At 62.9% G+C, this 12257-nt stretch carries 13 protein-coding genes; 5 read left to right on the forward strand and 8 right to left on the reverse strand.

Annotated features, from left to right (window positions below):
* Positions 1 to 4 precede the first annotated feature (4 nt).
* The 5 genes from mrdA to PFLQ2_RS04195 form a co-directional block, all read right to left on the reverse strand.
* Positions 5 to 1900 (reverse strand): penicillin-binding protein 2, encoded by a 1896-nt coding sequence (mrdA, locus tag PFLQ2_RS04215; protein WP_003185779.1) that lies wholly within the window; start codon positions 1898 to 1900, stop codon positions 5 to 7.
* 10 nt (positions 1901 to 1910) lie between these two features.
* On the reverse strand, positions 1911 to 2378 hold the full coding sequence (gene rlmH, locus PFLQ2_RS04210; protein ID WP_003185785.1) for a 23S rRNA (pseudouridine(1915)-N(3))-methyltransferase RlmH: 468 nt from the start codon (positions 2376 to 2378) through the stop codon (positions 1911 to 1913).
* Positions 2379 to 2387: 9 nt separating this feature from the next.
* Positions 2388 to 2882: a ribosome silencing factor gene (gene rsfS, locus PFLQ2_RS04205; RefSeq protein WP_003185787.1), complete on the reverse strand. Its 495-nt coding sequence runs from the start codon at positions 2880 to 2882 to the stop codon at positions 2388 to 2390.
* Positions 2883 to 2953: 71 nt separating this feature from the next.
* On the reverse strand, positions 2954 to 3670 hold the full coding sequence (gene nadD, locus PFLQ2_RS04200; protein ID WP_033046300.1) for a nicotinate-nucleotide adenylyltransferase: 717 nt from the start codon (positions 3668 to 3670) through the stop codon (positions 2954 to 2956).
* Positions 3639 to 4910: a glutamate-5-semialdehyde dehydrogenase gene (locus PFLQ2_RS04195; protein ID WP_003185790.1), complete on the reverse strand. Its 1272-nt coding sequence runs from the start codon at positions 4908 to 4910 to the stop codon at positions 3639 to 3641. Before PFLQ2_RS04195 ends, nadD begins: the two co-directional genes overlap by 32 nt.
* Positions 4911 to 5096: 186 nt before the next feature.
* Here PFLQ2_RS04195 and PFLQ2_RS04190 point away from each other — a divergent pair, with 186 nt between their 5' ends.
* Both PFLQ2_RS04190 and PFLQ2_RS04185 read left to right on the forward strand, forming a co-directional pair.
* Positions 5097 to 5777: a DNA-3-methyladenine glycosylase gene (locus tag PFLQ2_RS04190; protein WP_003185793.1), complete on the forward strand. Its 681-nt coding sequence runs from the start codon at positions 5097 to 5099 to the stop codon at positions 5775 to 5777.
* 200 nt (positions 5778 to 5977) lie between these two features.
* Positions 5978 to 7294 carry a bifunctional DedA family/phosphatase PAP2 family protein gene (locus PFLQ2_RS04185; RefSeq protein ID WP_003185795.1) on the forward strand — a complete coding sequence of 439 codons (1317 nt, stop codon included), beginning with the start codon at positions 5978 to 5980 and terminating at the stop codon, positions 7292 to 7294.
* Between the two features lie 65 nt (positions 7295 to 7359).
* On the opposite strand, the gene PFLQ2_RS04180 is transcribed toward PFLQ2_RS04185, so the two are convergent.
* From PFLQ2_RS04180 to PFLQ2_RS04170, 3 genes are read right to left on the reverse strand one after another with little or no spacing between them, the layout of a single operon-like run.
* A complete protein-coding gene (locus PFLQ2_RS04180) occupies positions 7360 to 7950 on the reverse strand; it encodes an LON peptidase substrate-binding domain-containing protein (RefSeq protein ID WP_003185797.1) in 591 nt (196 codons plus the stop codon).
* A 10-nt stretch (positions 7951 to 7960) separates the two neighbouring features.
* A complete protein-coding gene (locus PFLQ2_RS04175) occupies positions 7961 to 8677 on the reverse strand; it encodes an LrgB family protein (RefSeq protein WP_003185800.1) in 717 nt (238 codons plus the stop codon).
* Positions 8674 to 9039: a CidA/LrgA family protein gene (locus tag PFLQ2_RS04170; RefSeq protein WP_003185802.1), complete on the reverse strand. Its 366-nt coding sequence runs from the start codon at positions 9037 to 9039 to the stop codon at positions 8674 to 8676. Before PFLQ2_RS04170 ends, PFLQ2_RS04175 begins: the two co-directional genes overlap by 4 nt.
* Before the next feature lie 192 nt (positions 9040 to 9231).
* Here PFLQ2_RS04170 and PFLQ2_RS04165 point away from each other — a divergent pair, with 192 nt between their 5' ends.
* From PFLQ2_RS04165 to PFLQ2_RS04155, 3 genes are all read left to right on the forward strand, one after another.
* On the forward strand, positions 9232 to 9687 hold the full coding sequence (locus PFLQ2_RS04165; protein ID WP_003185804.1) for a MaoC family dehydratase: 456 nt from the start codon (positions 9232 to 9234) through the stop codon (positions 9685 to 9687).
* A 102-nt stretch (positions 9688 to 9789) separates the two neighbouring features.
* Positions 9790 to 11508, forward strand: coding sequence for a C13 family peptidase (locus PFLQ2_RS04160; protein ID WP_003185806.1), 1719 nt, complete (start codon positions 9790 to 9792; stop codon positions 11506 to 11508).
* Between the two features lie 27 nt (positions 11509 to 11535).
* Positions 11536 to 12177: an oxidoreductase gene (locus tag PFLQ2_RS04155; protein ID WP_003185808.1), complete on the forward strand. Its 642-nt coding sequence runs from the start codon at positions 11536 to 11538 to the stop codon at positions 12175 to 12177.
* Positions 12178 to 12257: the final 80 nt, after the last annotated feature.

The raw sequence follows: 12257 nt of genomic DNA on the forward strand, positions 1-12257 counted from the left end.
GAAATTATTCTTCACGGGCCGTAGCCTCCGCAGTGGTGGGGCTTGCGTATTCCGGCTTGAGCTGGCCGTGCTCATCCAGCAACCAGGCGTCCATGACCTGACGCACCACCGGAGCCGCAACGCCGGAACCGGACTCGCCGTTCTCGACCATCACCGCCACGACAATCTTCGGGTTGTCGGCCGGGGCGAAGCCGACGAACAAGGCGTGGTCGCGGTGGCGTTCCTGAACCTTGGAGCGGTCGTATTTCTCGCCCTGTTTGATCGCGACGACCTGGGCCGTACCGCTCTTGCCGGCAATTCGGTAGGGCGAGCCGATGGCTGCCTTGCGAGCGGTGCCTCGGGCGCCGTGCATCACTTGCTGCATGCCGTTGTTGACCTTCTGCCAGTCCGACGGGTTGCGCAGGATGATGTCCGGCATCGGGTCCGGGTCCACCGGTTTCTGCCCTTCGATGGTCTTGGCCAAGTGCGGGCGATACCACTTGCCCTTGCTCGCCACCAGCGCCGTGGCTTGGGCCAGCTGCAAAGGCGTGGCCTGCATGTAGCCCTGGCCGATCCCCAAAATCAGGGTTTCACCTGGGAACCAGGCCTGGCGCCGGGTGGCGCGCTTCCATTCCCGAGACGGCATCAGGCCGGGCGATTCTTCGAACATGTCCAGGGAGACTTTCTGGCCGATGCCGAACTTGCCCAGGTACGACGACAGTCGGTCGATTCCCAGCTTATGGGCCAGGTCATAGAAGTAGGTGTCGTTGGAACGCATGATCGCCGTTTCCAGGTCCACATAGCCGTCGCCGGTGCGGTTCCAGTTGCGGTACTTGTGGTCATAGTTCGGCAGTTGGTAGTAGCCGGGATCGAAGACCCGGCTCGACGCGGTCACCACGCCGGAGTCCAGCCCGGCAATCGCCACGGCCGGCTTGATGGTCGAGCCCGGCGGATAGAGGCCGCGCAGCACCCGGTTGAACAGCGGCCGGTCGATGGAATCGCGCAGCTCGGCGTAGGCCCTGAAGCTGATGCCGGTGACGAACAGGTTCGGGTCGAAACTCGGCTGACTGACCATCGCCAGCACCTCGCCGGTGTTCGGATCCAGCGCCACCACAGCGCCACGGCGCCCGCCCAGCGCCGCTTCGGCGGCCTCTTGCAGCTTGATGTCCAGGCTCAGGACGATGTCCTTGCCGGGAATCGGATCGGTACGCTTGAGGACCCGCAAGACGCGCCCGCGGGCGTTGGTCTCGACCTCTTCGTAACCCACCTGCCCGTGCAATTCGGGCTCGTAGAAACGCTCGATGCCGGTCTTGCCGATATGGTGGGTGCCGCTGTAATTGACCGGATCGAGAGTCTTGAGCTCTTTCTCGTTGATCCGTCCCATGTAGCCCACCGAGTGGGCGAAGTGTGGCCCCTGGGGATAATGCCGCACCAGTTGCGCCACCACCTCGACGCCGGGCAGGCGGAACTGGTTCACGGCGATCAGGGCGATCTGTTCTTCAGTCAGCTCGAACAGGATCGGCACCGGCTCGAATGGCCGGCGCCCCTGGCGCATGCGCTTCTCGAAGATCGCCCGGTCCTCGGGGGTCAGTTGCAGCACTTCGACGATCACATCGAGCACCTGCTGCCAGTCGCCGGAGCGTTCGCGGGTCATGCTCAGGCTGAAGCTGGGCCGGTTATCCGCCACCACCACGCCGTTGCGGTCGAAAATGAGCCCGCGGGTCGGCGGAATCGGTTGCACATGCACTCGATTGTTTTCCGACAGCGTCGAGTGATACTCGTACTGGATCACCTGGAGGAAATACAACCGCGCGATCAGCACGCCGATCAGCGTCACCACCGTTATAGCGCCGAACACGACGCGGCCTCGCACCAGGCGGGCGTCTTTTTCGTGGTCCTTGATGCGGATCGGCTGGGGCATGAGGGCAGGATTACTTGTGGTAAGGGTGCCCGGACAGGACTGTCCAGGCACGATACAACTGTTCGCCGATCAGGATCCGCACCAGTGGGTGCGGCAACGTCAACGGCGACAACGACCAGCGCTGATCGGCCCGGGCACAGACTTCCGGCGCCAGCCCTTCCGGGCCACCGACCATGAAATTGACCGTGCGCGAGTCCAATCGCCAGCGATCGAGCTCCACCGCCAGTTGCTCGGTGCTCCAGGGCTTGCCATGGACTTCGAGGGTGACGATCCGCTCGTTCGGCCCGACCTTGGCCAGCATGGCCTCGCCTTCCTGGCGGATAAAGCGCGCCACGTCGGCGTTCTTGCCACGGGTATTGAGCGGAATTTCCACCAGTTCCAGCGCCAGCTCGGACGGAAGACGCTTGGCATATTCATGCCAGCCTTCTTCCACCCATTTGGGCATGCGAGAACCGACGGCGATCAGGCGCAGTCGCACAGCGAACCCTTATTGCTGGTCTTTGTTGAGCTTGGTGAAATGCTCATGGGTGTTTTCCGGGCTGTGGTGCGCAGCGCTCGCCGAACGGCTCTGCTCGGCACCGGCCCACAGGCGCTCCAGGTCATAGAACTGGCGCGCCGAGGCGGTCATCATGTGGACGATGACGTCGTCCATATCCAGCAACACCCAGTCGCTGTCGCCCTTGCCTTCTTCACCCAGCGGCTTGACGCCTTGGGCCTTGACCGCTTCGCGGACCTTGTCCAGCATCGCGCCGATCTGGCGGTTGGAGGTACCGGTGGCGATGATCATGTAGTCCGTGATGCTCTGCTTTTCACGAACGTCGATCACCTGGATGTCCTGGGCCTTGACGTCTTCCAGGGCCGCTACGGCAACCTTGACCAGTTCTTCACCGACCAGTGCCACGCCGGTATGAACTTCCACGGGCAGCGGGGCGCTTTTGAACGTGCCTTTGCGCTTTACTTTGTTTACGTCTTTGTCAGTCATATAAAACTCGTTTTGCTCGTATGTTCGGGCGCTTCGCTACACGCATTCACGTGCCTTGAAGCGCACCTTTTTCAGTTCGACGCACGGTAAAGCCCGTGCGCATCGATGTAGGCCAGGACCGCGTCGGGCACCAGGAAACGTACCGACTTACCGCTGGCCAGCAGTTGACGGATCTGGGTGGCGGATACCGCGAGCGGCGTCTGCCAGACGAATGCAATCTGTCCGCTCGGCCCTTTGAGGGCCAGCGGGTCGCTCACCGAGCGTGCCGCCAGCAGGTTGCGCAAGGCATCCGGCGGCTCGCTGTCGGCATCCGGGCGTTGCAGCACCAGGATGTGGCAATGCTGGAGCAACTCTTCCCAGCGATGCCAAGTGGGCAGGCCGCAAAATGCGTCCCAGCCCAGAAGCAGAAAAACCTGGGCATCAGCGGCCAGCTCGGCACGCATCAGCTCCAGGGTATCAATGGTGTAGGACGGCTTGTCCCGCTGCAATTCGCGGGCGTCCACCACCAACGGCGCCACACCGGCCACCGCGCACTCGACCATTGCCAGGCGATCCTGCGCCGACACCTGCGGCGTGTTCCGATGCGGCGGCCTGGCGCTGGGCGTCAGGCGCAACTCATCGAGGGCCAGGGCGTCAGCGGCCTCCAGCGCACCGCGCAAGTGCCCGATATGCACCGGGTCGAACGTGCCGCCCAGGATACCGATGCGCCGGGGCGGGGTTGTCGTCACTGCGGCTGACGGGTCGAGGTCGCCCAAGTCAGGCCGGCTCCTGTCCGCGCAACTGGCCATCACCGACCACGATGTACTTCTCGCAGGTCAGGCCTTCGAGGCCCACCGGGCCGCGGGCGTGCAGCTTATCAGTAGAAATGCCGATCTCGGCACCCAATCCGTATTCAAAGCCATCGGCGAAACAGGTCGGGGTGTTGATCATCACCGACGCCGAGTCCACTTCGGCCACGAAACGCCGGGTTTCACCCTGGTGTTCGCTGACGATGGCGTCGGTGTGGTGCGAGCCATGGCGGTTGATGTGCTCGATGGCCTGGTCCAGCCCGTCGACCACGCGGATCGACAGGATCGGCGCGAGGTACTCGGTGTTCCAGTCTTCTTCAGTGGCGGTCACAGCGTCGATAATCGCCCGGGTACGCTCGCAACCACGCAGCTCGACGCCTTTTTCGCGGAACTGGGCGGCCATCGGCGGCAGGAAGTCCTGGGCGACGGCTTGGTCCACCAGCAACGTTTCCATCGCACCGCAGATGCCATAACGATAGGTCTTGGCGTTGAAGGCGATGCGCTGGGCCTTCGGCAGTTCGGCGTGGGCGCTGACATAGACGTGGCAGATGCCGTCCAAGTGCTTGATCACCGGCACGCGGGCGTCGCGGCTGACCCGTTCGATCAGGCCCTTGCCACCGCGCGGGACGATGACGTCGACGAACTCGGGCATAGTGATCAGCGCACCGACGGCGGCGCGATCAGTGGTTTCCACCACTTGCACCACGGCGGCCGGCAGGTTGGCCTCGGCCAGGCCGCGCTGGATGCAGGCGGCAATGGCGCGGTTGGAATGAATCGCCTCGGAGCCGCCACGCAGGATGGTCGCGTTGCCGGACTTCAGGCACAGGCTTGCGGCGTCGATGGTCACGTTCGGCCGTGATTCGTAGATGATCCCGACCACACCCAGGGGTACGCGCATTTTGCCAACCTGAATGCCCGACGGCCGGTAGCTCATGTCACGGATCGCGCCGATCGGATCCGGCAGCGCCGCGACCTGACGCAGACCGACGATCATGCCGTCGATACGCGCCGGGGTCAGCGCCAGGCGCTCGAGCATGGCCGGTTCCAGGCCATTGGCCCGGCCGGCGGCCAGGTCCAGTTCGTTGGCGGCGGTCAACTCGGCGCGAGCAGCGTCCAGCGCATTGGCGGCGGCTTGCAAGGCGCGGTTTTTCTGCGCGGTGCTGGCACGGCCGATGATGCGCGACGCTTCGCGAGCGGCGCGACCCAGGCGGGTCATGTAGTCAAGAACGGACTCAGTCATGGTCTGTGTGGTCTTGGCAAAGAGGAAAGCGGCAGATTATAGCTGTCGTAACCCTGGACTAACAGCATGGACTCACGGTGGTGACCGGCGGAGGAGCAAATCCTTGGGAAATTGTCACTGTTCAGCGGCGATTAAGCTTTCCATTGCTATCATCGCGCTTCCTTTGGCCGCTCCTCATCCATCGACATGACCGACTCACCTCGTCCGCCGAACGCCCTGCCCCACGCTTTTTTCGATCGCGATGCCCAAGTGCTCGCCCGGGACCTGCTGGGCAAAGTCATCCGCCACAAAGTCGGCGATTTGTGGCTGAGTGCGCGAATCATCGAGACCGAAGCGTATTACTTCGCCGAAAAGGGCAGCCACGCCTCGCTGGGCTACACAGAAAAACGCAAGGCTTTGTTTCTGGATGGCGGCCACATCTATATGTACTACGCCCGGGGCGGCGATTCGTTGAACTTCAGCGCCCAGGGCCCAGGCAACGCGGTGCTGATCAAATCGGCGTATCCGTGGGTCGATAGCATCAGCGGCCCGGCGAGCCTGGCGCAGATGCTGTTGAACAACCCCGACGCCCAAGGGCGGCCGCGCACACCGCAGAAGCTCTGCGCCGGCCAGACCTTGCTGTGCAAGGCGTTGGGGCTGAAAGTGCCAGACTGGGACGCCAAACGCTTCGACCCCGAGCGCTTGCTGGTGGAAGACGTGGACGTGCCGACAGTCAACGTGATCCAGACCACCCGCCTGGGCATCCCCCTGGGCCGGGACGAACATCTGCTCTATCGCTTCGTCGACGCGGCCTACGCACCGTGGTGCACCCGCAACCCATTACGTCGTGGGCAGGTCGAAGGGCGCGATTATTTTTTGCTGCCCTGATGAAATACCGCATCCCCCTGTGGGAGCGGGCTTGCTCGCGAATGCGGTGTGTCAGTTGACATTGATTTATCTGACACACCGCATTCGCGAGCAAGCCCGCTCCCACAGTTTGAATCTTCAGTAATCTTGAATTTTCATTCACAGCAGGCTCGCTCACACAGAAAACTGCATGCCGATCAATATTCAATGGAGTTGTCTTTATGGGCCCATGGCTCGATAGCATCACCGGCTGGCTGAGCGTCAACCCGCAATGGCTGGCGGTGGCGGTGTTCATTGTTGCCTGTGTGGAGTGCCTGGCCATTGCCGGGTTGATCGTGCCCGGCACCGTGATGCTGTTCGCCATCGCCGTGCTGGCCGGCAGCGGTGCGCTGTCCCTGGGAGAGACGTTGCTGCTCGGCCTGCTCGGCGGTCTGCTGGGGGACCTGATTTCATATTTCCTGGGCCGGAACTTCCACCAGAACATCCGCCGCCTGCCAGGCCTGCGCCAGCATCCCGAATGGATGAGCGCGGCGGAAAGCTATTTCCAGCGCTACGGTATCGCCAGCCTGCTGGTCGGCCGTTTTATCGGCCCGCTAAGACCGATGCTGCCGATGGTGGCTGGGATGTGCGACATGCCGTTCCCGCGCTTCGCCGCCGTCAGCCTGTTGGCCGCAACCGGCTGGACCGTGGCTTACCTGCTGCCGGGCTGGGCCACGGGTGCAGCGTTCCGGCTGCCGTTGCCCGAGGGTTTCTGGCCCCAGGCCGGTGTCGTCATCGGCAGTATCGCGGTGATGCTCGGCTTGAGCGTCAACAGCAGCCTACGGCGTCATCGCCATGCCTCCGCGCTGATCGCAGGCATTGGCCTGGTCATCCTGATCGGGTTGTTCATCGGCTTTCGCTACCTGACCGCCTTCGACCAAGGTTTGGTGGCCCTGGTCCAGGAGCATCGCAGCCCGACGATGGACGAAATCGCCGTGACCTTCACGCTGATCGGCGAATTCCGCAACATGCTGATCTTCAGCGCCCTGCTGACCGCCCTGCTGCTGTTGGCGCGCCAATGGCGCCAGGCAATCTTCGCCGGCGGCACGATGCTGCTCACTTCCCTGGCCAACACCGGCAGCAAGCACTTCTTCGCCCGGGTGCGCCCGGAGATCCTGACCGACCCATTGACCAGCTACAGCATGCCCAGCGGCCATGCCTCCGGGGCGTTCGCGCTGTTCCTGAGCCTCGCCATCCTGGCCGGGCGTGGACAACCGCCACGGCTGCGCCTGACCTGGCTGCTGCTGGCCTGCTTGCCGGCGCTGGCGATTGCCTCGTCGCGGGTGTATCTGGGGGCCCATTGGCCAAGCGATGTCGTCGCCGGGGCCGTGCTCGCCGCCAGCGTCTGTGCCGCCGTCCTGTGGCTGAGCCAGCGCCAGGCGCCACTGCCGGCCATGCCGCCGAAAATCTGGTGGTTGATCCTGCCGGCGCTGGTGGCGGTGTTCAGCTTCTTTGCACTGCGGCACCTGCCGCATGCGATGTTGCGGTATGCCTATTGATGCCGAAGCGTTGGCGCCCCATGTGGGAGCGGGCAAGCCCGCTCCCACAGTAGGGACGGATGGATTCAGGCGAACAGTTCGCCCTGCAACTCATCCAGCAAAGCCTGGATCGCATCCAGGCGCTGCTGGGGATCGTCGAGTTGCAGCAGGTCGATCTTGTCCAATTCATTGAACGGCAGCAGATAGGCCAGTTGATTGGCCAACGACTGCTGGCCGGTCGCTTCGGTGCCCATGTTCAGGGCTTCGACCATCGGGTGCTCGGCCAGGGCCTTGAGCAGCGCCACCAAGTCAGCGTCTTCATCCTGCAGCGGCTGTTCCGGCTCTTCCTCCAGCCACTCGACTTCAGCCACCGTCAACTGATCCGGCTGGACGCTGCTGCTGTGCACGATAAAACGCCGCCCGCCCTGCACGCGAATGCCCAGCAAGCCGTTTTCCTGCTGGGAAAAATCAGTGATACGCGCTTCACAACCGACCCGCGCATAGCCGTCGGGCGCGTTGCCGACTTCCTCGCCATCGAGAATGCACACCACGCCAAACCCTTCGCCCTTTTTCATGCAGCGACCGATCATGTCGAGGTAACGCGCCTCGAAAATCTGCAAATCAAGCGTGCAGCCAGGAAACAGCACGGTGTTCAACGGGAAAAGCGGCAAGTTCATAACCAGTTCCTTAGACCGTCATCGACACCACCAACGGCAGCAATACCGCCGTGGCCACGCCCATCAGACTCATCGCCAGCGCCGCGAAGGCACCGGACTCCTCGCTTTCCTGCAGCGCCACCGACGTGCCCACCGCATGGGCCGTCAGCCCCAGGGCCATGCCCCGGGCTTCAGGACTATGGACACCGAGCTTGTTCAGAATGCTCGGGCCCAGAATCGCCCCGAGTACGCCGGTGATCAGCACAAATACCGCTGCCATGGCCGCCACGCCGCCAATCTGCTCAGCCACCAGCATGGCAATCGGCGAAGTCACCGACTTGGGCGCCATGGTCATCAGGATCATGTGTTCGGCGCCAAACGCCCAGCCCAGCGCCACCGCAGAGCCGGTGGCAAACACCCCGCCTATCACCAGCGTAGTAAAAATCGGCCAGAACAATTGCCGGATCCGTCGCAGATTCAAATACAACGGCACCGCCAGGGCAACCGTGGCCGGGCCCAGCAGGATGCTGAGAATCTCGGTGCTCTTGCGGTACTCGGCGTAGCTGATGCCGCAACCGACCAGCACGCCGATCAGCAGCACCATGGACATCAGCACCGGTTGCAGGAACACCCAGCGGGTCTTCTCGAACGCCGCCAGCACCAGTTGGTAGGCGCCCAGGGTAATGCCGATGCCGAACAGCGGATGATGGATCACCGAACTCCATGCGCCTTGCCAGTCGAGGATCATTGGCCGTCCTCCGGCGCAGGCGCGTGACGCCTGGACAGGCGCTGCATCAACACGCCGGTAAACGCCATGGACAGCACCAGCGACAACACCAGCGCACCGACAATGGCCCAGAAGTCGGCGGCGATGGCCCGGGCGTAGACCATCACCCCCACGGCAGGCGGCACCAGCAGCAACGGCAGGTAGCGCAGCAGGCTTGCGGCGGCCAGGTTCAAGGGCTCGCCGACTTCGCCGCGAATGATCAAATAACCCAGCAACAGCAAAAGGCCGATGATCGGCCCCGGCAATACCGGCAAGAACAAATGATTGATCGCAGTGCCCAGCAATTGAAACAGCACCAGCCAGGTCAGGCCCCGTAGCAACATCCGTCCTCTCCCCTGCAACGCTTACTCAAAGAATGCGCCGGCATTATAAGCATGCCCGCGCTATGGGTCGGCATTCGTAAAAAGCATGGTCGGTGACCTTCATCGCGCGTCATGTTGATCTACAGTGGTTCTCCGGGGGCACAGATCCCCGCTTCAAAAAAAGACAAAACAGATGAACCAAGGAGAGTCTCAATGCCCTACGTTCCCGTTGCAGCGCTCAAGGATTATGTCGGCAAGGAACTTGGACGTTCCGAATGGCTGACCATCGATCAGGACCGCATCAACCTGTTCGCCGAAGCCACTGGCGACTTTCAATTCATCCATGTCGACCCGGTCAAGGCTGCACAGACCCCTTTCGGCAGCACCATCGCCCACGGTTTCCTGTCGCTGTCGCTGATGCCCAAGCTGATGGAAGACATCCTGATCCTGCCCGAAGGCGTGAAGATGGTCGTCAATTACGGGCTGGACAGCGTGCGCTTCATCCAGCCGGTGAAGGTTGATTCCAAGGTCCGGCTCAAGGTCGACCTGGTGGAAGTCACCGAGAAAAAACCCGGCCAATGGCTGCTCAAGGCCACCGCCACCCTGGAAATCGAAGGGTCGGAAAAACCCGCCTACATCGCCGAGCCCCTGTCGCTCTGCTTCGTCTAGCCCCACGCGGCGGCGAAACCGCTCAGGCAGTTTCGCACCGCTTCTGTATATCTAACGCGCATAGCTGCGGCATACTCGTCGCCTGATTAACTGGATCCTGTTATGCGCACACTTGTCCCCCTGACCCTGACTTTGTTGCTTACCGCCTGCGGTGATGGCGATTCGCTGCTGCCCCCCGACGCACGCCTGCCCGATGGCGGACGCTATCGCGGCGACCTCGTGGACGGGCTGCTGCAAGGCCTGGGGCGCATCGACTACCCCAACGGCAGCTGGTACGCCGGCCAGTTCGACAAAGGCCAGTGGCACGGCACCGGGGAGTGGCATGGCAGCAATGGCGAGGTCTATCGCGGCCAATTTCAGCAAGGCCTGTTCCACGGCCAGGGCAGCCTGACCACGCCGACCAGCAGCTACACCGGCAGCTTCAAGCAAGGCCGGCGGGACGGTGAAGGGACGCTCAAGGAAAACGGCATGACCTACCGTGGCGAGTTCAAGGCCGATCGGTACTCAGGCCTCGGGCGCCTCGAACTCGACGACGGCAGCCAATACCAAGGTCCGTTCGTCAACGGCAAGCCGAACGGCGAAGGCCAACGCTTCGATGCCAGCGGCAACCAGTTCACCGGCCACTTCGTCGATGGCCAGCTCCAGGGCAAGGGCACCTTCAACAGCGCCGATGGCGATGTTTATGTCGGTGGCTTCAAGAACAACCAGCTCAACGGTCGCGGGCGTTACGAAAACGCCGACGGCGATGTCTGGATCGGCCAGTTCAAGGATGGCGCGCTGACCGGCAAGGGCGAATTGATCGGCGCCGATGGCAGTCATTATCTTGGCCACTTCAATGAATGGCGCTTCACCGGTGAGGGACGACTCAACCTGCCCGATGGCAGCTTTTATGTCGGTCAGTTCGAAAGCGACAGCTACCATGGGCGCGGCACCCTGGTGCTGACCGACGGCACCGTCCAAAGCGGCACCTGGGCCAACGGCCAGCGGATCCGCGACGCCGACGGCAGGCTGCTGCCGGATGTGCTCGAACGCGGCATTCTGGCCCAGGGCCGCCTGCTGGACGATGCCCTGGCGAACATTCCCGCTTCCACCCCGGCGATAGAACTCTACAGCCTGACCCTGGGCGGCGACGGCAAGCAGAGCGTGTTCCTGCGCGAATCCGACTACGTCGCCAACATGCTCGCCAGCCGCTTTGGCGCGTTCGGCCAGATTCGCCTGGTCAACCATCGCGATCACCTCGGCGACCGGCCCATGGCCAGTCGCGAAAGCCTGCGCCGCGCCGCCGCCACCCTGGCCGAACGCAGCGGCCCGGAAGACCTGATCTTCATCTACCTGACCAGCCACGGCACCAGCGAGCATGAATTGGTGCTCGATCAACCGCGCATGGAACTGGCCGACCTGCCCGCCGACGAGCTGGCCGTGGTGCTGGCGCCGCTGAAGAACCGCGACAAGATCGTGGTGATCTCGGCGTGCTATTCCGGCGGTTTCATTCCGGCGCTCAAGGATGAACGCACGCTGATCATGACCGCTTCCCGGGCCGACCGGGTGTCCTTCGGCTGTTCCGAAGAGGCCAACTTCACTTACTTCGGCGACGCGCTGTTCGCCCAGGCGCTGAACCAGACCGATGACTTGGAACAAGCCTTCAAACGGGCCAAGGGCATCGTTGCCGAGCGGGAACAGGCAGACAATTTCGAAGCATCCGAGCCGCAGATATGGGCGCCCCGGACGGTGCTTTCCCACTGGGGACTGCTGCGCAAACAACAGGCGCGAAAAGCATTGCAAAGTGCTGCATTGAACGACGAGGCCAAAAAGAGCAACTAAGCTGAACCGTATCAAGGGGGAAACACTATGTACTTGACGCCTCAGCATGTTTTGCTCGCCGGTGCCACCGGGCTGACCGGGGAACACTTGCTCGATCGGCTGCTCAGCGAGCCGACGATCACGCGAGTACTGGCGCCGACCCGTCGGCCATTGGCCAGACATCCACACCTGGAAAACCCGGTTGGGGAACCGGCCGATGTACTGCCCCGCCTCGGCGGCCAGGTCGACATCGCCTTTTGCTGCCTCGGCACGACGATCAAGCAGGCCGGCTCGGAACAGGCTTTTCGCGCGGTGGACCTGGACCTGGTCGTGGCCTTTGCCAAGCGTGCCCGGGAACTGGGGGCACGGCATTTGATTGTGATCAGCGCCCTGAACGCCGACGCCAAGTCATCGATTTTCTACAATCGGGTCAAAGGCGAAATGGAGACGGCCCTCAAGGCCCAGGACTGGCCGCAGTTGACCATCTGCCGCCCTTCGCTGCTGCTGGGCGAGCGCGTCGAACCACGCCTGGCCGAGCAACTGGCCGGGCCCTTGTCGAAACTGATCCCGGGCAAATACCACGGCATCGAAGCCTGCCAACTGGCCCGCGCCATGTGGCGCCTGGCGCTGGAAGAACAGGACGGGGTGAGGGTGGTGGAGTCGGATGAGCTGCGTAAGCTCGGCAAATAGGCGTGTGGGGCCTGGCCGGGCGCCTTCGCGGGCAAGCTCGTGAAGGCCGCACCACCGATCCAAAGTCGAACATTTATTGT

It is taken from the genome of Pseudomonas fluorescens Q2-87, from assembly GCF_000281895.1.
In the GTDB taxonomy this organism is placed as follows: Bacteria; Pseudomonadota; Gammaproteobacteria; order Pseudomonadales; family Pseudomonadaceae; genus Aquipseudomonas; species Aquipseudomonas fluorescens_S.